Genomic DNA, 20793 nt, shown 5'->3' with positions numbered 1-20793 from the left:
GGTCACAACCCGCCGGCCGCCTCTTCGATCGACTGCGCCTTGGCGAGCCTGCTGTGGCGTGAGCTGTAGGCGAAGTAGACCACCAGCCCGATCAGCATCCAGATGCCGAACCGGATCCACGTCCACCCGTCCAGGTTGAGCATCAGGTACAGGCAGGACAGCACCGCCAGGATCGGGAGCACCGGCACCCACGGGACCTTGAACGCGCGCGGCAGGTCCGGCCGCGTGCGCCGCAGCACCAGCACACCCGCCGAGACCAGCACGAACGCGAAGAGGGTGCCGATGTTGGTCATCTCGGCCAGCAGGTCGATCGGTGTCAGGGACGCGATGATCGCCACGAGGATGCCGGTGATGAGCGTGATCCGGTAGGGCGTCCGGAACTTCGGGTGCACCTTGGCGAACCACACCGGCAGCAGCCCGTCGCGGCTCATGGCGAACCCGACCCGTGCCTGCCCCAGCATCAGGATGAGGATCACCGTGGTGAGGCCGGCGATCGCGCCCAGCGACACCAGCCCGACCGCCCACGGCGCGCCGATGGCCTGGAACGCGGTGGCCATCGGAGCCGCGGTGTCGAGCTGGGTGTACTTGACGATGCCGGTCATCACCAGCGACACCAGCACGTACAGCACCGAGCAGACCGCCAGCGAGCCCAGGATGCCGATCGGCATGTCGCGCTGCGGCTTGCGGGTCTCCTCGGCACCGCTGGCGACGATGTCGAAGCCGATGTAGGCGAAGAACACCAGCGCGGCACCGGCGACCAGGCCGCTGAGGCCGTAGGACCCGGTGGCCCCGAAGATCGCGTTGATCAGCGGCTCGTCCAGCGCCGAGCCCGCGGCTGCCGGGTCCGGCGGCTGGTGCGGCGGGATGAACGGGCTCCAGTTCGCGGCCTTGATGAAGAACGCGCCGAAGATGATGAAGAACAGCACCACGGCGAGCTTGATGGCCACGACGACGTTGGTCACCGCGGAGCTGAGCCGGATGCCCACGACCAGCACGACGGTGAGCAGCAGCGCGATGACCGCCGCGGGCACGTTGACCACCCCGCCGGCCCCGGGAGCGGCCGTCAGCGTGGGCGGCAGTCCCAGGCCGATGGCGCTGAGCGCCTCGACGAAGTACTGCGACCAGCCGACCGACACCGTCGAGGCGCCGATGATGAACTCGAGCACGAGGTCCCAGCCGATGATCCAGGCGAGGAACTCGCCCAGCGAGGCGTAGGAGAACGTGTATGCCGACCCCGCGACGGGCACGACCGAGGCGAACTCGGCGTAGCAGAGCGCGGCCAGCCCGCACGCTATGCCCGAGAGCACGAACGAGATCGCGATTCCGGGTCCGGCGTCGGTGGCCGCGGCCACCCCGGTCAGCACGAAGATGCCCGTGCCGATGATCGCGCCGATACCGATGCCCAGCAGGTCCCACGCGGACAGCACCCGGCGAAGCCGGAACTCCGGGGCTTCGGCGTCGCGTATCGACTGCTCCGCTGACTTGACACGCATGATCGTCATGGAATGCCTCCTCGCCGGAGGGCCCCGCTAGCCGGGTGTCACGTGTCCCGGCGAGCTTGGCGACGGACCGTCACGACAAGAATTGTGCGTCAAGTCACACCTGACAACTCGTCGGCTGGTTCAGCGCGTGGCCGCCACCAGCGCGTGAGCGACCGAGCGGGCGGCGAGCGCCGTGCGGGGCGAGCCGCCGATCGCGGCGCCGGTGATGGCCCCGTCGATCAGCACGAGCAGTTGGTCGGCGAGTTCTTCCTGGTCAGGGGCGTCCAGCAGGTCCAGCAGGTAGGCGCGCAGCGCGTCCTTGTGATCCCGTGCGGCGCGTGCCACCGCGGGGGAGGTCGCCCCCAGCTCGCCGAAGGAGTTGATGAAGGCGCATCCGCGGAAGCCGGGCTCGGCGAACCACTCGTGGAGCCAGTCGAAGACGGCCAGGACTCCGCCGTCCGGGTGGGTGGCGACGTAGCGGTCGAGTGACGCCCGCCAGCGTTCGTCGCGGCGGCGCAGGTAGGCCTCGACGAGCCGGTCCTTGGACTCGAAGCACTGGTAGAGCCGCTTGAGCGAGACGCCGGAGGCGGTGCGGACCTCGGCCATCCCGACCGCCTGCACCCCGCGCTCGTAGAACAGCGCTTCGGCGGTGTCGAGCAGCCGCTCCTCGGCTTCGCGGCGTTGCACGCTGCCTCCCGGTGGCGAAGGAGAACGGTCGTTCTCTACTGTAGCGGGCGAGAGGAGAACGAACGTTCTCCACCGGACCTGGAGCCGCCGGATGACACCCCGACCGCCTTTCCCGCCGTTCGACGAGGACACCGCGCTGCAGAAGGTGCAGGCCGCCGAGGACGCCTGGAACACCCGGGACCCGGAGCGCGTCGCGCTCGCCTACACCGAGGACTCGGTCTGGCGCAACCGGGACCGCTTCATCACCGGGCGCGCCGAGATCATCGGCTTCCTGCGCGAGAAGTGGCAGCGGGAGCTCGACTACGCGTTGCGCAAGGAGCTGTGGGGGTTCCGCGGCAACCGCATCGCGGTGCGCTTCCAGTACGAGTGCCACGACCCGGAAGGCGTTTTCTGGCGCAGCTACGGAAACGAGCTGTGGGAGTTCGCAGAGGACGGTCTGATGCGCCGCCGGGAGGCCAGCATCAACGACGTCCGGATCGAGGAGTCGCAACGACGGATCACCGGTCCGCGCCCGGCTTCCGAGCGCGGTGTGCTGCTGCCGGTGCACTGAGTTCCTGGTTCCTGCTCGTCCTCCTGGCCTGATTGGACGGTCGCCGGAGTCAGACCCCGAGCAGGTCCGGCACGTCGGCGAACGAGTCGAGCACGTGGTCGGGCACGCCGGAAGCCGCCTCGGTGGTCTCCGGCGTGTACTTGCCGGTGCGCACCAGCACGCCGGTGATCCCCAGGCGCTGCGCGGCCAGCACGTCGGACTCGACGTCGTCGCCGACCATCAGCGCGGCCCCGGGCTCGACCTCCAGGGAGTGCAGTGCCGAGGTGAAGAACTCCCCGCTGGGCTTGCCGACCACCACCGCCTCGCGGTCGGCCGCCCGCTCGATGCCGAGCAGGAACGCGCCGCTGTCCAGGACAAGCCCCTCGCTCGTGCGCCACCGCAGGCTGTTGTGCATCGCGACGAAGGACGCGCCGCGCTGGACGTGGCCGAACACGCGGTTGATCGCCCCGTAGCCGAACTCCGGGCCCGCGCCGCCGAGCACGACCACGTCGGGATCGTCGTCGACGAGCGTGACGCCTTCCAGGTCGTCGGTGACGTCACCGCTGTTGAGCAGCAGGCACCGGGCACCTGGGTGGTGGTGGCGCAGGTACTCCGCCGTGGCCACCACACCGGTCATGACCTCGTCGGTCGCGATGTCGAAGCCGCCGGTGCGCAGCGCGCGGACGATGGAGGAGCGGGTCCGCGAGGTGGTGTTGGTGACCAGCCGGACGCCCACGCCCGCCGCGCGCAACCGCGCCAGCGCATCGACGGCGCCCGGCAGCGGCCGCCACGACACGGTCAGCACGCCGTCGATGTCGATCAGCAGAGCCCGGAAGTCCACCATGCCGGCACCGTACGGCCGAATCCGCGCACCGGCCGGACGTCGGCCCGTCAGCCTCCCACGGGGGTGGGCAGCAGCCCCGCCACGGACGCGAGCCTGCGGTAGGAGTCCAGCATCCGCCCGCGGTCGTAGGTGCTCGTGGTGACCAGGATTTCGTCCGCGCCGGTGCGCTCGCCCAGCCGGGTCAGCGCCGCGCGGACCTCGTCCTCGGTCCCGTGGACGTCGGCGCGCATGGCCTCCTGGAACAGCCGCCGCTCGCGGTCGGTCATCTCCAGCGACAACACCTCGCCGACCGGGGCGAGCGCGGGGAACACGCCGCGCGTGCGGGAGAAGGCCATCGCCCACGCCTCCGGCACCAGCAGCTCGTACGCGCGTTCGGTCGTCTCCGCCACGGCCACCGTGCGCGAGAGGACCACGTACGGCGCCGGTGTCGAGGCCGACGGCCGGAACCGGTCGCGGTACCGCTCGATCGCGCGCAGCATCGCGTCCTCCCCGCGCACGGCGGCGATCACCAGCGGCAGCCCGAGCTCGGCCGCGTGGTCGGCGCCGGCGCCGGTGGCGAGCACGAACGCGGGGACGCGCAGCCCTTCGCTCGGGCTCACCCGCACCCCGGGCCGGTCTCCGGTGAAGTACCCGAGCAGCTCCGCGACCTGCTCCCGGAACCGCTCGGCGTCTGCCCTGTCCGCGCCGAGCGCGCGCCGTACCGGAGCGGTGAAGCCCAGCGAGCGGCCCAGACCCATGTCGATCCGGCCGGGGAACAGCGACTCCAGCACGCCGAACTGCTCTGCCACCACCAGCGGCCGGTGGTTCGGCAGCATCACGCCACCGGTCCCGACGCGGATGCTTGAGGTGGCCGACGCGACGGCGGCGGCCAGCACGGTGGGGGCGGAGCCTGCCACGCCCGGGACGCCATGGTGCTCGGAGAGCCAGAACCGGTGGTAGCCCAGCGACTCGATCTCGCGGGCGAACGCGACGGTGTCCCGCAGCGCTTCGGGGTGGCCCTGCCCCTGGCGGGTGCGCGAGCGGTCGAGCACGGAGAAACGCGGTGGCATCACGTTCACAATCAACGCACGCACCACGGCGGGATTCCCGCCGCCCCTGCTTCCGGCGTGGCGCGCGACTGCCCCGGGGCCCACAGCCCGCGTCGGCTTGGTCGCCAGCGTCTGCGTCGGCTCGAACGCAACAGCCCGCTTCCTGGTGGCCGCCTCACCGCCGCCTCTCCCCGAGTGGCCCGCTACGCCCGCCGTGGCCGTGCGGAAGCTGCCTCGTCGCCCGCCCGCGTCCTACGGGCGCCCCGGTTGCCAATTGCGCCCGCTGTGGCCGCCCATGCCCACCCCTGCTGCCGGTGCCCACTTCTTGGCTCCGCTCGTCCAACCTTGCCACCCGCGTCCACCCTTGCCGCCCTCGTCCGTCACGGCCCCCACGGCACCTCGTGCTCGAACTCCGCGGAATATTCCGTCCCTTCGGATTCCTCGCTACCTACTCGGGCCCTTCCACCGCCACGCGTTTCTCGTTGTCGGATTTCCCGGATGCGTGGCCGTCACCCGGATGGCCGCCGCCATGGAGGTGGAGCGGTGCGACTCACATCGGACGATCCTGCCCTCGGTCTCGCACACTCCTACGTGCGGCTTTGCGTGCACCGGACTCCAGGCAGGCGACCTCGGTTGTCCCGCCGGCGGGACAACCGAGGTCGAGGCGTGTTGACAGCCGCTCGTGGCATGCAGCACGGTTGACGATCGGCCGACCTGGTGTGCGGCGCCCCGGAGCAAAGCGAGCGGTACTCGTCGTCGCGCGCCGAAAACCCGGCACGTCCAGGCAACGCATGTCGAACACTTTCCGCAGAAGTGGTGTGTGGCGGTGATTGCTGAAACCCGTACCGAATTCCTGGTCGCATCCAGTCTGGACAATGCTTTGGTGGCGGCCGGGACGGGCGTAACGAAGCGCACGCGGCGTGCGATAACCCGGTTGTGTTCCGGCGGAGGACGATTCGTGCTCGTCACCACCCGCCCGCTTCGATCGGCGCTGGAATTGGCGCGACAGGCGGGTGCTCAGACGTTGGTCTGTTCCGGTGGCGGAGTCGTGTTCGACCCTTGGCGGGAGCGGCTGCTGGCGGCGAAAATGTTCTCCGTGCAGGAATCGCGTCGGCTCGCGGCAATCCTGCGGGGCAGGCTCGACGGCGTCCGGCTCGCGTTCGACTCGCTGGGCGGGTGCGAGCTCGACGAGGATTTCCGGATCGGCTGGGCGGACTCGCCCGGGCTGACCTGGTCCGAAAGGGTCGAGGTTTCCGGTCCTGTGACAAAGATCATGGTCCAGTCCGATTCCGTTCCCGTGGCGATCCTGGCGGAGAAAGTCCGGCGTGAAATCGCTTCCATGGGGGCGGTGGCGATTCCCGCGCCCGGTTTCGTCGACGTGCTGCCGGTGGGAGTGGACCACGCCAGTCACCTGAGATCGTTGTGCCGTCAGAACAAAGCGCCGGCCGCGACCACGGTTGCCTTCGGTGCGGTGCCCGCGGACCTGCCGCTGCTGGATTGGTCGGACATCCCGGTGGCGATGGCCGATGCCGATCTGGAATCGATGGACGTTGCGGGTTATCTCGCCGGACCGCATGACGAAGAAGGGGTTGCCGAGTTCATCGAACGGCTGCTGGGCAAGCAATCATTGTGATTTCGTCACCCGGTTGGATGTATGCCGGGGGTGGTTTTGCCCGTATGGTGGGATTGAATGCCTGGGGGCAACGATGCGTCTTCGATGTCGCGAGGGCATGCGCGTTATTCGTGGGCATGCCGTCGCGCGTGCGCCAGAAAGGGATCAGTGGTACAGGACATGCGCGATCGCGATCATGGCTCCCGGCTGACCAATGGCGATTCCCGGTCCCTGGACAGTGGCAGGGAAAAGCGGGTGGAACGCTCCGGTGAGGTGCTGGCGACCCAGGTGGGGTTGCAGTTTCCGCATTCGCTGCCATTCGAGGACTGGGAGCGGGCGGGAAAGAAGATTACCCGAATCGTGAATTCGTCGGCCTGGTTCCTGGGTGACTGGGTGGTCTACGGGCAGGCGCGGTATTCGGATCGTTACCGGCGGGCGATCGAGACGGCCCGGCTCGATTACCAGACGATCCGCAACTACGCCTGGGTTGCCCGTCGCTTCGAGCTGTCGCGGCGGCGCGACAAGCTCAGCTTCCAGCACCACGCCGAGGTCGCCGCGCTGCCGGTCGACCAGCAGGACCGCTGGCTCGACCGCGCCGAGGAGGCCGGCTGGTCGCGCAACCAGCTCCGGCAGCACATCCGCAACAGCAGGCTGGCCGTGCAGGGCGCGAGCAGCGTCGAGCGGGCGATGCCCGCCATCCAGGTGACGGGTGAGCGCCTGGACCGCTGGCAGCGTGCCGCCGAACGGGCGGGCAGCACCATCGAGAGCTGGATCGTGGCCAACCTCGACTCGGCCGCGGGCCGCGTGCTCGAGGAAGCCGACCAGCCGCCCCTGCAGGTCGAGGCACCCCGGCAGGTCGAGCAGCCTCACCGCCAGGTCGAGCAGCACCGGCAACTGGTCGCCCGGGCATAACCCGGGACTCCGACCGCCGCGCGGGCATTCTTACGGCGTGTGCCCGCACGGCGGTCACTGCCGCGTCCGGTGCGGCCACCCGGCGGCCGCACCGGACGCGCCACCCCTTCGGGCTTCGGGGGCCATCCGGAGCGCTGACCACATAGGACGAAGAGCGCTACCGTCTCTCAAGCGTTCCGCATTCGGCTTGCGCGCATGTTGCCGACATGGAACGACGAACTGCCGGTGTGACCGCTAAACCTTCTTGGGGAAGCGGTGCTCGTTGCGTTCGATCTTGGCCTCGGCCGCGGCCATGAGGTCGACTCCGAGCACGTCGGCGAGGCGGACCAGGTAGATGGTGACGTCGGCCAGCTCGTCGAGCACGTCCGGCGAGAGTTCCGGGTCGCGGGCGGCACCGGCGGACTCCTCAGGGGTCAGCCACTGGAAAAGCGCTGCCAGCTCGCCGACTTCACCGCCCAACGCCATGACGAGGTTCTTCGGCGTGTGGTACTGCTCCCAGTCGCGGTCGGCGGCGAACCCGCGCAGGCGGTCCCGCAGTTCTGCCAGATCCATACCGCATGCCTACCAGACCCGGCCTCGCCGCCACTGCCGTGCTCGGCGGGCCAGGACTGCGACTGCTGCACGCGGGCGTAGGCCGGCTGCAGGAAGTCGGCGCCGGTCATGGTGGTGAAGGTGGTGGCGACGAGGCGGGTGAGGCGCGGGGCGAAGACCATGCCGACGGCGAACCGGTGGCGATCCACAGGTCCAGGCAGAAGGGGCAGGTGATGAGCTCACCGATGGCGTGCCTGGTCTGGCTGCTCCGGCGGTGGTGGCGGCCAGACCCGCCGCGGCCGCGACCAGGGCGCTGAACAACGCCATCGTCAGCACGCAGCCGCGCACGGGCCTGGGCGCTCCGGCGCGGTAGGTCTCGGCCTACTCGCGGACCTCTTCGGCCGCCTCGCGGACTTCTTCGCCATGCCCTCGGCCTCCCGGCGATCGGGCGGCGCCGGACCCGGTGAACAGGGCCCGAAAGCGGTCAGAGCGACACAGCGGCGGTGTCGGTCCCGGGCACTAAGGCCGTATCTCATTTGGGTGTGTTGTTGGGTAGGCGATATTGTTGATCAACGATGGACGATGTGGAGAAGTGGTGTCCGGAGTCGTTGTGGCTGCTGGCGCGAGGGCTGTTGCCGGATGTGCCGCAACGTCACCAGGGCGGAGGTCGGCGTCGGTTGGACGACCGCACGGTGCTGGCCGCGATCCTGTATGTGCTGCAAACCGGGTGCGCGTGGTCAGCACTTCCCACGTCGTTCGGGGTCAGTGCTCCTACCGCCCATCGCCGGTTCACCGAGTGGAGTGCCGCGCAGGTGTTCACCCGGCTGCACCAGGAACTGCTGGACCTGCTGGGCACCGCTGGAGCGATCGACTGGTCCCGGGCGTCGGTGGACAGCATGTACATCCGGGCGGTCAAAAGGGGGACCTGACCGGCCCCAGCCCGGTGGATCGGGGCAAGCCAGGCTCGAAGATCCACGCGATGAGCGACCGCAGTGGCATCCCGCTGACCGTGGTCATCTCCGCGGCCAACCGCAACGATCACCGGGAATTTCAGACGGTGATCGATGCTGTTGCGCCGGTCAGAGGGCCTGTCGGACGGCCTCGGCGTCGGCCGCGCAAGCTGCACGCGGACAAGGGCTACGACTATCCGGTCTGCCGACACGCGTTGCGTCGGCGAGGAATCATCGCCCGGATCGCTCGCCGGGGTATCGAGTCGACCACCCGGCTGGGGCGCCACCGCTACGTCATCGAACGCACCCTGGAGTGGGTTTCCCGGTTCCGTCGGCTGGCTCGCCGCTACGAGCGCAAGGCCGCCCACTACGCGGCATTCGCCAGCCTGGGGTGCGCGGTGATCTGCTACCGCCGCGCGGTCAAGCTCGATCTGCTCACCCACAACAACCCCAAATGAGATCCGGTCTAAGGTCGCAGGACTCGCAGGAGATGGGCCGGGGAGGTCTAGGTGAACCGGGATGTCCGCACGTCGGAAGACGTCATGCGCATGCTCGACCGACTGCTCGCCGGCGACGCGGACCGCAGGCGGGCCGGTGCCTCGGGCTGGTGGGACGGCTTCTACGCCGACCGCGAGTCGCCGATCCCGTTCTTCGCCGCCAAACCGGACGAGAGCCTGGTTTCGTGGCTCGAGCGGGGACTGATCGCTCCGGGCCGCGCCCTCGACCTGGGCTGCGGACCGGGTCGCAACGCGCTCCACCTGGCGTCGCTCGGCTTCGAGGTCGATGCCGTCGACCTCTCGCCCCGCGCGGTGGCCTGGGGGAGGGAACGGGCGCGCGAGGCGGGCGTCACGGTGCGGTTCCAATGCGCCGACGTCTTCGCCGCCGATCTGCCGTCCCGCCGTTACGACCTGGTCTACGACTCCGGCTGCCTGCACCACCTGCCGCCGCACCGCCGGGTGAGCTACCTGGAGCTGCTGGACCGCCTGCTGGTCCCGGGAGGCCACTTCGGCCTCGCCTGCTTCGCGTCCGGAGCCATGGGTTCCGAACTCCCGGACGAGGAGTTCTACCGCCGTGGCAGCCTCGAAGGAGGACTGGCGTACACGCCCGACGCGTTGCGCTGGATCTTCGCCGACTACGCGGAGATCGAGTTGCGCACGATGGCGGAACAACCGCCGAACTCAACGTTGTTCGGGGCCCCCTTCGTGCTGGCCGGCCTCTTTCGCAGGGAGGTGACACTCGACGGCTGACCCTCGCGGCGAGGGGAACAGCAAACCGGGTGCACGGAACAAGCGGCGGGCAGCGGGGCCGGCCTACGCTTGAGGACGATCGCGGCACCAGACCGCTGTGAGCACCTGACAGTTCATAGTGGACGGACACGGCTACCCGTGTGGCAGCACGCCGGCACCTGGCCGGCTACCAGTGCGCGGACGGCGCCACCATCGAAGGCCGGTGCCGATGGAGGAACACGACGCGCCAGTAGTACTGGCGGTCCACCCACCACCTAGCGCGATCATCCGCGCGGGTCGAATGCCTGAGCGACGGCGAGACTGTCCTCGTAGACGTGGTGGCGGGTGACGAGGCCGTCCTCGACCGTGAGGTGCAAGGCAAAACGCGCCCGGTATGGGCGCCCGGTGGACCGGGCTGTCTGACGGATTTCGCCGAGCACGACCGCTTCGCTGCCGTCCACTAGAACGCGCTCGATCTCGGTGGCCACCCGCTCGGGCAAGTGGTGCTCGGCGAGCTCGCGGTAGTGGGCAGCGGCGTCGCCGCGGGTGGAGCGGTGGCGGATCCACGGCGTGGCTGTGCGGCCGTGTTCGGATTCCGGCCAGTCCAGTTTCCAATCGCATTGCTCCGCATACAGTTCGGCGATGCCGTCGGGATCGCTCTCGCCGATCCGGCGCAGAAGTTCTTCAACCACAGTGCGTGTGGCCATGGACATGGGCGATCCCTCCTGGAACTTCGTTCTGCCACGAAGAGATCGCAGTCTTGCACGGTCGGCACGCCATGACGATTACCTCCGAGGTAATCGGGCCCAAGACGTCAGCCGAGCAGCGGGATGAGGGCGGTGCAGGCGTCCTCGCAGCGGCGGCACGCGTTGGCGCAGGCCGCGCAGTGGGCGTGGGCGGTGGCGTGGCGCTCGCATTCCTCGGCGCACTGCTGGCACGCCTTGCGGCAGGCTTCGAGCAGCGCCCTGCTCACCGCGCCGTTGTCACCGGTGTGCCTGGAGAGCAGGGCCGTCGCCGACTGGCACAGGTCGGCGCAGTCCAGGCACTTGCGCACGCAGGCTCGCAGCGCCGCCACGTCGTCCTCGGCCAGGCAGGCGTCGGCGCACGCGGCGCAGGCCTGGCCGCAGACCATGCACTCCTCGATGCACACCGTCAGCGCTTCGAGGTCGGGCGCGTCGACCCGCGTCGGGTAGGTCTCGATCATGCGCATCGCCTGGGACATCGCCGTTCACCTCGAATCGCGGGGAAGTGCCGAGCGGGTACGGCCATCGGCTGCCCGGACCGCCGCGGACCCAATCCTCGCCGAGGGGCGATGCCCGCGACCGGGTGACGGCAGCGGCACCGCAAACGGGCCGAAAGTCCCGGCGGTGCGCGAAGTCAGCGGGCGCCGAGGCCCGGCGAAACCCGGCGAAACACCGATACCGCACCGGCTTTCCGGGGAGGCGCGCTCGGCCACCCCGAACGCGGGCGAACCGGTGGATCGGCTCCAGAGGTCCGAACAGGATTGGCGACGGATTCGTGCGGGCACTCCGGGGGCGGAACGGGGGCGACGATCTTGGTGGGGTTCGTGGAGGGATCAATGGGAGTGTGGCGGGTCCGTCAACATCCGGAAGGCCGGTGGCAGGTCCTGACACCGGGGGACACCCAGGCTTGCAAGCGCATGGAATCGCAGGCCGACGCGGTCGCGGCCGCGTACCGCTTCGCCGCGGACGAAGGCGGCGGAGCCGTCATCGTGCACGCGTCCGGCGGCGAGGTGGAGTGGCGGCGGATCGTGCCGCCCACCGCCGAGCCCTACCGGTGGGAGTGGGGATCGGTGGAGACCTCCGGCTGACGCAGCCGAGCGCGGCGGGGCGAATGCACGTCAGAGGAAGGCCGGCAGGCCGAGCCCGACCTGCGTGCCCGGCGAGTAGAGCACGTGCGTGATCTCGTCCGGTGGTTCCACCCCGGCGTCGGCGAGCAGACCGCCGTCGGCGAAGTCGACCAGTTCGCCGGTGCGCAGCGACCACGGTTCGTGCCTGACCGGAACCCGCATCGTGGTTCCGTACCAGCGGTTGTGCAGGCGCCAGCGGGCGGTCAGGAAGTGGTCGAGCGGACCCGGTTCGACCACGTCCCCCAGCCTGACGCGGAATCTCATGCAGATCGGCGGCGGGAAACTCCCCGAAGCGGTGCGAGCGGAAGCACCGAGACGGAAGCGGCGACCTCTACGGCGGGCGCTGTACTGGACCTCGGCGTCCGAGGACCGCACCGCTACCTCCGCCGAGTGGTAGGGGAGCCGTCCGGTGAGCCCCGCCGCCAGCCCGAACGACGGCCGGGACGCCTCCATCGACAGGAACACCAGTCCCCGGCGCCCGCGGGAGTCGACGCAGTACGTCCGGACGTTGAGCTGGGTGATCCGGGTGGCGCGGCGGACGCGCGGCGGCACCGGAAGGCCGAGCGCGCGCACTGACTCCATCCCGAGTCCCACGACGCCGATCCAGGCCCGGCCGTCGAAGACGTCGGGTTCGGTGCCCGCGGGCAGCCGCGGCCGGATGCGCTCGGCCGCGCACGGCCAGTGCAGGAAAGTCACGTCGCGCAACCTCTGGTGCAGCAGAGGCCGAAGTGACGGGTGAGGGGCGTGCGGCGTGACGGGTTCGGTCTCCGGCAATGCTCTCCCCGTCCCGCACGGCACCTGCGCCCGCCCGCGGGCTCAGATCGGTGACTCGTTGGGCTCCAGCGCGGCTTGCACGCTGGGGTAGCAGTCGATCGACTCGTCGAGCCAGGCCTTGTGCAACGCGTGCTTGATCTCGCGGTCGCGGACGACCACCCGCACCGCGAACTCGCCCGCCCGCGCGCGGTGGCAGGTGTAGTCCAGCAGCGCCAACCCCGCCACGCCGAGGAAGCCGACCGCCACGAGGTCGACCACGATCAGCCGCACCCCGGCCGACAGGCGTGGCAGGAGGGCGTCCTCGAAGCGTTCGACGGTTGCGCCGTCGACCTCGCCCACCAGGGTCACAACGATCGCGTCCGGGCGCGGGTGGGATATCCGCACTCGCAGGGCGTGGGGGAGTGCGGCCGGCTCTCCGAGATCGGGGCCGGACGCGCCGTGCGGTGCTTTCGGTTCGACGGTCACGGCAGTGCTCCTCTCGCTGGGGCCGAGAGGGCGCAGCTTCCGCTGCTCGGCGGCTGACGCAGCCCGCGGCACGCCGCCGAGACGGATCGCCGGCACCTCGTCGGCCTGGTGCAGTCGATCCACCGGCTGGCTGCTCAACCACCTGGGAGCATACCCTTCGCGGCCGGTCGCGAGCACAGTCGAGAGACCAGGAGGCGGCGGTGGAAGCGGGGCACGCCGCCACCGCCGGACGGGCCACCGGGCCGATGACTCGCCGGCGGAAGCGGCGAGAACCGGTGCCAACGCATCCCTACCCGGCCCCTGCGCGGTGTGAAACCCCAGAGTTCCGGCGCACCCGGCCGTGACGGGGGCCACGGTGCGCCGCGGGCGGGTTTAGCGCCGTGGCGCACAGGTCAATCGGGGTGGATGGCTCGTCCGACGATCGGCGCCGTGCGCGCGGAAAACGGCCGTGGACCCTCCGAGGAAACCTGGATGCCGCGCGGGCTCAGCGGTGCGGCCGCCGTGAGCTGGCGGGTGCTCGTCGTCGCGGCCGCGGTGGGCCTGGCGGGCTACGTGCTGACCTACCTGGCGGCGGTGGCGATGCCGGTGGTCATCGCGCTGCTGCTCGCCGCGCTGCTCGGTCCCTTCTCGAAGTGGCTGACGGGCAGGGGCGCGCCCCGCGCGCTGGCGACCACACTCGTGGTCTGCGTCGGGCTGATCTCGGTCAGCGCGGTGCTCGCGCTGGTGATCGGCACCGTGGTCGCCGACCTGCCGCGCCTGCAGGCGCAGGTGTCCAACACGCTGGAGAGCGGGGAGACGTGGCTGCGGCTCGGACCGCTTCGGCTCGACCAGCGCCAGCTCGACGAACTGGTCAACGACGCCACCGCGACCCTGCAGACGCACCAGGGCGGCATCGTCTCCGGCGTGCTGAGCACGGCCGTGACCTCTGGTGAGGTCCTCGGCGGCGCGCTGCTGGTGCTGTTCACCCTGATCTTCTTCCTCTACGACGGGGACCGGATCTGGAACTTCCTGCTGCGCGGTTTCCCCGTGGGGCGCAGGCACCGCGTGGACCTGGCTGGGCGCAACGGATTCGACGCGCTCACCGGTTACGTCCGCGCGACCGCGGCCGTGGCGTGCATGGACGCCATCGGAGTCGGGGTCAGCGCGGCGCTCATCGGTGTGCCGCTGGCCCCGGCGCTGGCGGCGCTGGTCTTCCTCGGGGCCTTCGTCCCGTACCTCGGCATCCTGATCACCGGCACGCTGGCGGTGCTGGTCTGCCTGGTCACCGTCGGCTTCTGGCCCGCCGTGCTGATGGCGGCGATCGTCATCGTGGTCACGCAGCTGGAGGGCCACGTGCTCCAGCCGCTGCTGCTCGGCAGGGCGTCACGCCTGCACCCGCTCGCGGTGGTGCTGTCGATCTCGGTCGGTTTCGTGTTCGCGGGCGTTGCGGGCGCGGTCGTCGCGGTGCCGGTGCTCGCGGTGTCGGCCGCGGCTGTCCGCTCGCTGAGCGGTGATGAGGGGCAGCGGGATCGTGGGGCGAACGACGAGAAGGGGCACGACGGCGAGGCCCCCGGCACGGCTGACGGCGGGCTCGACCGCGCCGGGGCGCAGGCCGACTCGCCCAAGCCGCCGCCACCCGGCGACTGACCGCCAAGCCCCTACCGACCGGCGACTGACCCGGCCAAGCCGCTACCGCCGGGTCTGCCGCCCGCCGGTGACGGACCCGGCCGAGCCGCCACGCGGCGGCCGACGGCCGGGGCAGTCAGCGCGCGGACCAGGCTCGAAGCAGGTCCTAATGATCTTTCGGTATTTGGGTGATCTTGGTTCATAGGCGGAGGCCGGTGTGTTCGAGGAAGGAGTAGCACAGTTGGTAGCTGTTGCCGATGCGTTCCAGTCCGGTCTCCGCAGCGGCATGAGCTTCATCGATGACGTTGGGGCAGAGGTTGGCCAGTTCGGTGGCTTTGAGGTTGCCCCAGACCTGTTCGACCGGGTTGAGGTCGGGTGCGTATCCGGGAAGTCGTTCGACGACAAGCCAATGCCGCTGTGTGGCCAGCCAGGCTTTCATGGCTTTGGACCGGTGGGCGGGCAGCCCGTCCCAGATCAGCGTGACCGGCTCTCCGTCGAGGTGGGTGTGCAGGTCGGTGAGGAACTCGATCAGGGAGGTGGTGTTGTAGCTGTCCTCCTTGATCTGAAACACAAACACCGCTGCACTGCGATCCTGTCGGTAGGCCAGCGCGCCGGACATCGACATGCGCTTCCAGGAGAACCGGTGCCGCAGCACCGGGGTCTGGCCTCGTGGCGCCCAGGTGGCCCTCACCGCGGGCAGCAGAGAGAAACCGCTTTCGTCTTGGAAGCAGATCCAGGCTCCTCGGCGCCGGGCCCCCTTTTTATCCGCGGCCACTCGGCCTTGACCCATTCCTCGATCGCCTCGTCATCGCGCTCGGCGGCTTTGCGCGCCGGACGCTGGCGACTCCAGCCCAACCGCTCGCGCAGGATCGTCCAGGTCTGCGTGAGCGAATACCGGACACCGGTGAGGCGTTCAATCACCTCAGCCACCCGGGCCAACGTCCACATCTCAGTAGAAAACCCGTTGGCACGTGGGCCTCTGAGCAACTCCGCCTCCACCTCGGCCAGCTGTTCATCGGACAGCCTGGGCACCCGCCCGGCACGACCGGCACCGGCCAGCCCTTCACGACCACCGGCCGACCACGCCCGGTACCACTTCGACACGGTCTGCGCCGACACCCCCAACGTCGAAGCCACATCGACCTGCCGCTCGCCGCGATCGAACATCTCCGCCGCTCGCATCCGCCGCTGGCGCAACGCCTCGAAATCCCGTCTAGCAGCAACAGGTTTGCTCTCACGGGCCTGCTTGCCCGTCGATCGTGAAGACTTCGGCACACCACGATCATCTCACCGCACAACACAAACCACGCACAGCGACTCGCCCTATTACCGAAAGATCATTAATGCTGCCGCGGGTGGACGACCCGCTTCTCCTGCACCGCGCCGTCGAGGCCGTGGACGAGGACCTCGCCGCCGTCGTGCGCCAGCTCCGCGATCGCCTGCTCGACCGCTTCGGCCTGGCTGCCGGCCTGCTGCTCGGTGGCACCCGTGCTCGATCCGATGACCTTCCAGCCGCCGTGTCCCCGGTTCGGGACCACGTGTCGCTCACCCATGGCGTCCTCTCCTGACGATGTCTTCGACGACCACCCGCCTACCCGCATCCACTCCGCGCCTACACCCGCGGACGTTTGCCCGAGTCGCGGAACGGGGTAGCACCTGATCACCCGGTTCCAAGCGCCGGCCGCCGCCGCACGAGGCGAGCAGCGGGCGGGGAAGACCGCGCTTGGAACCGGCTTCAGCCGGAACCGAGACGTGCGGGGTGCGGAAGTGAGAGCGCTGACCTGGCAGGGACCGCGGGACGTGCGTGTGGAGGACGTGCCGGACCCGCGGCTGGAGACCGACACCGACGCCGTCGTACGCATCACCAGCACCGCGATCTGCGGTTCGGACCTGCACCTGTACGAGGTGCTCGCGCCGTTCCTCAGCCCCGGCGACGTCCTCGGCCACGAACCGATGGGCATCGTGGAGGAGGTCGGCTCCGCCGTGGAGCACATCAGGCCGGGCGACCGCGTCGTCGTGCCCTTCAACATCGCCTGCGGCGACTGCTGGATGTGCCGTCGCGGCCTGCACGCCCAGTGCGAGACGACGCAGAACACCGACCAGGGCTGCGGCGCGTCCCTGTTCGGCTACACCAAGCTCTACGGGCAGGTGCCCGGCGGCCAGGCGGAGTACCTGCGCGTGCCGCAGGCGCAGTTCGGGCCGATCAAGGTGCCCGAGGGCCCGCCGGACGAGCAGTTCCTGTACCTCTCCGACGTGCTGCCGACCGCGTGGCAGGCCGTCGAGTACGCGGCCGTGCCGGAGGGCGGTTCGGTCGCGGTGTTCGGGCTCGGCCCGATCGGGCAGATGTCCGCGCGGATCGCACGGCACCGCGGTTTCCGTCCCATCGCGGTGGATCTCGTCGACGAGCGGCTGAAGATGGCCGAGCGCAACGGGATCGAGGTCGTCGACGCCCGCCACACCGAAGACGTGCCTGCGGCGCTGCGCGAAATGACCGACCGCCGGGGGCCCGACTCGGTGATCGATGCCGTCGGGATGGAGGCACACGGCTCGCCCGGCGCCGAGCTCGCGCAGAAGATGGTCGGCATGCTGCCGGACGCGGTCGCCGAGCCGCTGATGAACAAGGCGGGTGTGGACCGGCTGGCCGTGCTGCACCAATGCATCGACTCGGTGCGCAGGGCGGGCACGATCTCGCTGAGCGGCGTCTACGGCGGGATGGTCGACCCGCTGCCGATGCTCACGATGTTCGACAAGGGCCTGCGGATCGCCATGGGCCAGGCCCACGTGCGGCGCTGGATCGGTGACCTGCTGCCGTTGGTGGAGGACGAGTCCGACCCGCTCGGCGTACGTGACCTGGCGACGCACCACCTGCCGCTGGAGGAAGCGCCCAACGGCTACGACATCTTCCAGCGCAAGGTCGACGGCTCGATCAAGGTTCTCCTGCACCCGCAGGGATGATCGGGCGTACTGAGCGGGGAGGGATGCTCGTTTCCGTCATCCTTCGAGGTCCGCGACCCGGTCCTCGGCGCGGGAGCGCTGGCGCTCCGCCCGGTCGCGCCGTCGTTCCGCCTGCTCCACGGTGCGCCGCGCCTTCTCGAGCTCGCGCTCGGCTCTGCGGGTCTCCTCGCGCAGTTCGTCGACCCGGCGTTCGGCCGCGCGGTGCTCCTGACGGGCTTGCGCGAACTCGTCGTCGGCTCGTTGCAGCGCGGCGGCGGCTTCGTCCCGCTCGCCGCGCGCGGCGGCGAGCCGCTTGTCCCGCAGGCTGGGCCGTTTCTCCTCCTTGGCGGGAGGTTTCTCCTCCGCCTTGCGCACGGACTTCTTCGCCGGGGCCGGCTCCGGCTTCTTCTTCGGGGTGGGCTCCGGCTTCTTCTTCGGGGTGGGCTCCGGCTCCGGTTTCTTCTTCGTCTTCCCCGGCTTCGCGGCGCGCTCCGAGGTTTTCGCGGAGGTTTCCCGCTCCTTCCGGGGCGAGCGTTCGGCAGCACGACGCACAGCCTCGGCGGAAAGCTCGTCGAGTCCGAAACCGCTGTAGTCCAGGGGTTTCGCGAGAGTCCCAGCGCACACCTCGCCGGCGCTGTCCGGGTCCGACAGCGCAGCGTTGAGGGTCTGCTCGACCTGTTGGCGGGCCTGGTTTCCCAGTTCCTGCCCGGCTTCCCCGGCGAGTGCCGCGGCGCGTTCGACCAGGTCGCGGTGCAGCCGCGACCGCTGGCGGTCCAGCTCGCGCAGGTCGTCGGCGCGCAGCGACCGCTGCGCCGAACGGAGCCGGTCACCGACGTCGACGAGTTGTTCCAGCCGCTCGCGGTCGGCCACCGCGACGCGGTTGAGCGCCCACGCGGCGAGCGTGGGCTTGCGCAACTTGCCGATGGCCCTCGCGAGTTCGCGGTCACCGCGCTCGCGCGCCTGCGCGACCCGCTCACCTCGCGCGCCGGTGAACTCGTTCGGCGGGAGCTGGTAGAGCTCCCGCGCCACCTCGTCGAGTTCACCGCTCACGTGTTCTCCCGAGGGCGTGCGCTACCGGAGACGACGGCGCTGCTGATGTCCACAGTGGCACGCCGGGAGTGGTTCCGGGCCCGTGAGCCCCGGCCGGGGTCAGCAGCCGACGCTGGTTCCGCGCCACGGCACGATTTCCCCGCGCCTCAAGCGACATTCCCGCTGGAGACCAGGGTCCGGCGCTCGTGCTCGCTCAGACCGCCCCAGACGCCGTACGGCTCCCTCGTCGCCAGTGCGTGAGCGCGGCACTCCCGGATGACCGGGCAGGTGTGGCACACCTTCTTGGCGTTGCGCTCGCGCTCGTCGCGCGAGTTGCCGCGCTCGTGGTCGGGGTGGAAGAACCGGCTGGAAGCCAGGTCCCGGCAGGCAGCCTTGAGTTGCCACTGCCAGGAGTCGGTGACAGGCTTGGGAAGTCGCGCCGTCGTCGTCAACTCGATCACCTCCGCGCCGATGGGGTGTCCGTCCCTCTGGCAGTCGATTACCCACCGGACCCCACGCGGACACATGCAATCGGGTGAAGATCTTCAGTGATCGCGCACACGTCGGCTCGTGCGCAGCGCCGACTGCGCTCCGCTCCGCTCGCGAAGTGCTACGTCCCCTGCCCGCCGCCGGGCGGGATGTCGGCGGGCAGGTGCCGCAGGTGCGACGGTTCCGGCGGCTCCGGTTCGTCCTCCGGCGCGGGTTGCCGACCGGGGGTGACCCGGTCGCCGGCCGCTTCGTCGTATCCGGTGTCCTCGGGCACGTCGCTGCGCGGCTGTTCGGCCGCGGCCCCGGGCGCGCGGTCGGGGCGTTCACCGCGTTCGCTGTCGGCCATGACGACCTCCGCGATGTCGAACTCCTCGTGCACGCGATGGGTTGCCGCGAAGGTGGGCCGGGCAAACTCCGGTGGGCTCAGCCGACGTTCGCGTGCCCGGCGCCGTGCAGGTTGCGCTGGAACCACGTGATCGTGCGCAGCAGACCTTGCCTGGTGCCGGTGGCGGGCCGCCAGTCCAGTTCCCGCTCGGCGAGGCCGATGTCCGGGCAGCGGCGTTTCGGGTCGTCGACCACGGCGGGGACGTGGGCGATCTCAGAAGCCGACCCGGCGAGCTCGCGGACCAGCTCGGCGAGCTCGCGGACGGTCAGCTCGTCGGGGTTGCCGATGTTCACCGGCCCCGGCCAGTCGCCCCCGGCGACGCCGAGGAGTCCGCGGACGGTGTCGCCGACGTAGCACAGCGACCGCGTCTGTGTTCCGTCGCCCGCGACGGTGATCGGTTCGCCGGACAGCGCCTGGCGGACGAACGTCGGCACCATCCGGCCGTCGTCCGGGCGCATCCGCGGCCCGTAGGTGTTGAACACCCGGGCTATGCGGGTGTCGGTGCCCCGGCACGAGCGGTGCGCGGAGGTCAGCGCCTCGGCGTAGCGCTTGGCCTCGTCGTAGACGGCGCGCGGGCCGACCGGGTTGACGTTGCCCCAGTACTCCTCGGTCTGCGGGTGCTCCAGCGGGTCGCCGTAGACCTCGCTGGTCGACACCAGCAGGAACCGGGCGCCGTTGTGCTCGGCCAGCTCGAGGGCGTGTTCGGTGCCCGCGCTACCGGCCCGCAGCGTTTCCAGGGGCAGCCGCAGGTAGTGCTCGGGTGAGGCCGGTGAGGCCATGTGCACCACGAGGTCGATGCCGTCGGCGTGCACCGGCGACCGCGCGATGTCGTGGTCGGCCAGCTCGAAGCGCGGATCACCGCGCAGCGCCTCGACGTTGTCCGCCGAACCGGTCACCAGGTTGTCCAGGCACAGCACCTCGGTGCCCGCGGCGACGAGCTGCTCGCAAAGGTGCGATCCGAGGAAGCCCGCTCCGCCCGTGACGGCCGCGCGTTCGAATCCGTTGCCCACCGCAGAACCGCCTTCCTGCCGGACCCGCATCAACTACCCGCTGCTGGTACCGGACAAACGCCCGGGCGTGGGGCCGCGACCGGCGGGGTGGTTCAACGTCGTCGACCGCGACGGCGATGAGATTTCCGGTGCACCAGAGCGGGAAAGCGCGTTCGACGGTGGTGATCATCACCCGCGACCGCCGCGACGAGCTGCTGAACACGCCAGGGACGCCCGGCGGCGCAGGCAGCTCGGAATCCGCAACGCGCTGTGGACCACGTGGCTGCGCTGGCGGCTGCCCAGCGCTGCGGCGCGGTCGGGCTCACCGCCCAGCGACCGGCACACGGTGTCGGCCGTCGCCGTGGCGCTGAGTGCTGCGCGAGCGCTGCGTCGTGTCCGACCACGTCGAACGGCTCCCGCGGCTGCTGGACGAGCCCCCGCGCAACTCCGCCA

General features: G+C 70.3%; 25 protein-coding genes. 8 read left to right on the top strand and 17 right to left on the bottom strand.

Annotated features, from left to right (window positions below; all coding sequences use genetic code 11):
• Positions 1 to 2 precede the first annotated feature (2 nt).
• Both HUO13_RS07485 and HUO13_RS07480 read right to left on the bottom strand, forming a co-directional pair.
• The gene (locus tag HUO13_RS07485) at positions 3 to 1502 is read right to left on the bottom strand and encodes an amino acid permease (RefSeq protein ID WP_211900705.1); all 1500 of its coding nucleotides are present in this window, start codon (positions 1500 to 1502) and stop codon (positions 3 to 5) included.
• A gap of 120 nt (positions 1503 to 1622) precedes the next feature.
• Complete coding sequence (locus HUO13_RS07480) at positions 1623 to 2168, bottom strand: TetR/AcrR family transcriptional regulator (protein ID WP_211900704.1); 546 nt, start codon at positions 2166 to 2168, stop codon at positions 1623 to 1625.
• A 91-nt stretch (positions 2169 to 2259) separates the two neighbouring features.
• On the opposite strand from HUO13_RS07480, the gene HUO13_RS07475 reads away from it, so the two are divergent.
• Complete coding sequence (locus tag HUO13_RS07475) at positions 2260 to 2718, top strand: nuclear transport factor 2 family protein (RefSeq protein ID WP_211900703.1); 459 nt, start codon at positions 2260 to 2262, stop codon at positions 2716 to 2718.
• Positions 2719 to 2767: 49 nt separating this feature from the next.
• Here the strand turns inward: HUO13_RS07475 and HUO13_RS07470 are convergent, their stop codons facing one another.
• Together HUO13_RS07470 and HUO13_RS07465 are read right to left on the bottom strand one after the other, a co-directional pair.
• Positions 2768 to 3541, bottom strand: coding sequence for a TIGR01458 family HAD-type hydrolase (locus HUO13_RS07470; RefSeq protein WP_211900702.1), 774 nt, complete (start codon positions 3539 to 3541; stop codon positions 2768 to 2770).
• Positions 3542 to 3588: 47 nt separating this feature from the next.
• On the bottom strand, positions 3589 to 4590 hold the full coding sequence (locus tag HUO13_RS07465) for an MsnO8 family LLM class oxidoreductase (protein WP_211900701.1): 1002 nt from the start codon (positions 4588 to 4590) through the stop codon (positions 3589 to 3591).
• An 805-nt stretch (positions 4591 to 5395) separates the two neighbouring features.
• Between HUO13_RS07465 and HUO13_RS07460 the strand changes: the two genes are divergently transcribed.
• Complete coding sequence (locus tag HUO13_RS07460) at positions 5396 to 6202, top strand: HAD family hydrolase (protein ID WP_249124517.1); 807 nt, start codon at positions 5396 to 5398, stop codon at positions 6200 to 6202.
• Between the two features lie 159 nt (positions 6203 to 6361).
• On the top strand, positions 6362 to 7093 hold the full coding sequence (locus HUO13_RS07455) for an LmbU family transcriptional regulator (protein WP_282976188.1): 732 nt from the start codon (positions 6362 to 6364) through the stop codon (positions 7091 to 7093).
• Positions 7094 to 7327: 234 nt separating this feature from the next.
• Here HUO13_RS07455 and HUO13_RS07450 read toward each other — a convergent pair whose 3' ends face one another.
• A complete protein-coding gene (locus HUO13_RS07450) occupies positions 7328 to 7645 on the bottom strand; it encodes a nucleotide pyrophosphohydrolase (RefSeq protein WP_211900700.1) in 318 nt (105 codons plus the stop codon).
• Positions 7646 to 7751: 106 nt separating this feature from the next.
• Positions 7752 to 7871 (bottom strand): DUF1360 domain-containing protein, encoded by a 120-nt coding sequence (locus HUO13_RS37315; protein ID WP_249125056.1) that lies wholly within the window; start codon positions 7869 to 7871, stop codon positions 7752 to 7754.
• Between the two features lie 328 nt (positions 7872 to 8199).
• Here HUO13_RS37315 and HUO13_RS07440 point away from each other — a divergent pair.
• Positions 8200 to 9032 (top strand): IS5 family transposase gene (locus tag HUO13_RS07440; RefSeq protein WP_211900699.1). Its coding sequence is split into 2 segments (ribosomal slippage): positions 8200 to 8542 and positions 8542 to 9032, totalling 834 coding nucleotides; the frame shifts between segments, so codons are not numbered across the junction.
• Between the two features lie 51 nt (positions 9033 to 9083).
• Positions 9084 to 9821: a class I SAM-dependent methyltransferase gene (locus HUO13_RS07435; protein ID WP_249124516.1), complete on the top strand. Its 738-nt coding sequence runs from the start codon at positions 9084 to 9086 to the stop codon at positions 9819 to 9821.
• Positions 9822 to 10084: 263 nt separating this feature from the next.
• On the opposite strand, the gene HUO13_RS07430 is transcribed toward HUO13_RS07435, so the two are convergent.
• Together HUO13_RS07430 and HUO13_RS07425 are read right to left on the bottom strand one after the other, a co-directional pair.
• On the bottom strand, positions 10085 to 10513 hold the full coding sequence (locus HUO13_RS07430) for a nuclear transport factor 2 family protein (RefSeq protein WP_211900698.1): 429 nt from the start codon (positions 10511 to 10513) through the stop codon (positions 10085 to 10087).
• A 101-nt stretch (positions 10514 to 10614) separates the two neighbouring features.
• Positions 10615 to 11022: a four-helix bundle copper-binding protein gene (locus HUO13_RS07425; RefSeq protein WP_211900697.1), complete on the bottom strand. Its 408-nt coding sequence runs from the start codon at positions 11020 to 11022 to the stop codon at positions 10615 to 10617.
• A gap of 357 nt (positions 11023 to 11379) precedes the next feature.
• Between HUO13_RS07425 and HUO13_RS07420 the strand changes: the two genes are divergently transcribed.
• The gene (locus HUO13_RS07420) at positions 11380 to 11631 is read left to right on the top strand and encodes a DUF2188 domain-containing protein (protein ID WP_211900696.1); all 252 of its coding nucleotides are present in this window, start codon (positions 11380 to 11382) and stop codon (positions 11629 to 11631) included.
• A 30-nt stretch (positions 11632 to 11661) separates the two neighbouring features.
• Here HUO13_RS07420 and HUO13_RS07415 read toward each other — a convergent pair whose 3' ends face one another.
• A complete protein-coding gene (locus HUO13_RS07415) occupies positions 11662 to 12468 on the bottom strand; it encodes a YqjF family protein (RefSeq protein WP_282976185.1) in 807 nt (268 codons plus the stop codon).
• 18 nt (positions 12469 to 12486) lie between these two features.
• Positions 12487 to 12909 (bottom strand): STAS domain-containing protein, encoded by a 423-nt coding sequence (locus HUO13_RS07410; RefSeq protein WP_211900694.1) that lies wholly within the window; start codon positions 12907 to 12909, stop codon positions 12487 to 12489.
• A 471-nt stretch (positions 12910 to 13380) separates the two neighbouring features.
• On the opposite strand from HUO13_RS07410, the gene HUO13_RS07405 reads away from it, so the two are divergent.
• Positions 13381 to 14535, top strand: a complete 1155-nt coding sequence (locus HUO13_RS07405; protein WP_249124514.1) for an AI-2E family transporter — start codon at positions 13381 to 13383, stop codon at positions 14533 to 14535.
• A 178-nt stretch (positions 14536 to 14713) separates the two neighbouring features.
• On the opposite strand, the gene HUO13_RS07400 is transcribed toward HUO13_RS07405, so the two are convergent.
• From HUO13_RS07400 to HUO13_RS07390, 3 genes are all read right to left on the bottom strand, one after another.
• Complete coding sequence (locus HUO13_RS07400; RefSeq protein ID WP_211897576.1) at positions 14714 to 15304, bottom strand: IS630 family transposase; 591 nt, start codon at positions 15302 to 15304, stop codon at positions 14714 to 14716.
• A complete protein-coding gene (locus HUO13_RS07395) occupies positions 15202 to 15789 on the bottom strand; it encodes a winged helix-turn-helix domain-containing protein (protein WP_249124041.1) in 588 nt (195 codons plus the stop codon). The genes HUO13_RS07400 and HUO13_RS07395 overlap by 103 nt, the downstream gene beginning before the upstream one ends.
• A gap of 65 nt (positions 15790 to 15854) precedes the next feature.
• Positions 15855 to 16067 carry a DUF2188 domain-containing protein gene (locus HUO13_RS07390; protein ID WP_211900692.1) on the bottom strand — a complete coding sequence of 71 codons (213 nt, stop codon included), beginning with the start codon at positions 16065 to 16067 and terminating at the stop codon, positions 15855 to 15857.
• Positions 16068 to 16281: 214 nt separating this feature from the next.
• On the opposite strand from HUO13_RS07390, the gene HUO13_RS07385 reads away from it, so the two are divergent.
• Positions 16282 to 17469 (top strand): zinc-dependent alcohol dehydrogenase, encoded by a 1188-nt coding sequence (locus tag HUO13_RS07385; RefSeq protein ID WP_211900691.1) that lies wholly within the window; start codon positions 16282 to 16284, stop codon positions 17467 to 17469.
• A gap of 36 nt (positions 17470 to 17505) precedes the next feature.
• Here the strand turns inward: HUO13_RS07385 and HUO13_RS07380 are convergent, their stop codons facing one another.
• From HUO13_RS07380 to HUO13_RS07365, 4 genes are all read right to left on the bottom strand, one after another.
• Positions 17506 to 18498, bottom strand: a complete 993-nt coding sequence (locus HUO13_RS07380) for a hypothetical protein (protein WP_211900690.1) — start codon at positions 18496 to 18498, stop codon at positions 17506 to 17508.
• A 146-nt stretch (positions 18499 to 18644) separates the two neighbouring features.
• Positions 18645 to 18929, bottom strand: coding sequence for a WhiB family transcriptional regulator (locus HUO13_RS07375; protein WP_211900689.1), 285 nt, complete (start codon positions 18927 to 18929; stop codon positions 18645 to 18647).
• 158 nt (positions 18930 to 19087) lie between these two features.
• A complete protein-coding gene (locus tag HUO13_RS07370) occupies positions 19088 to 19345 on the bottom strand; it encodes a hypothetical protein (protein WP_249124513.1) in 258 nt (85 codons plus the stop codon).
• Between the two features lie 44 nt (positions 19346 to 19389).
• Positions 19390 to 20391, bottom strand: a complete 1002-nt coding sequence (locus HUO13_RS07365; RefSeq protein WP_211900688.1) for an NAD-dependent epimerase/dehydratase family protein — start codon at positions 20389 to 20391, stop codon at positions 19390 to 19392.
• Between the last annotated feature and the right edge of the window lie 402 nt (positions 20392 to 20793).

Source organism: Saccharopolyspora erythraea, from assembly GCF_018141105.1.
Classification (GTDB): Bacteria; Actinomycetota; Actinomycetes; order Mycobacteriales; family Pseudonocardiaceae; genus Saccharopolyspora_D; species Saccharopolyspora_D erythraea_A.
Note: the sequence above shows the minus strand (reverse complement) of the source record. Positions and strands in the feature narration are given on the sequence as shown.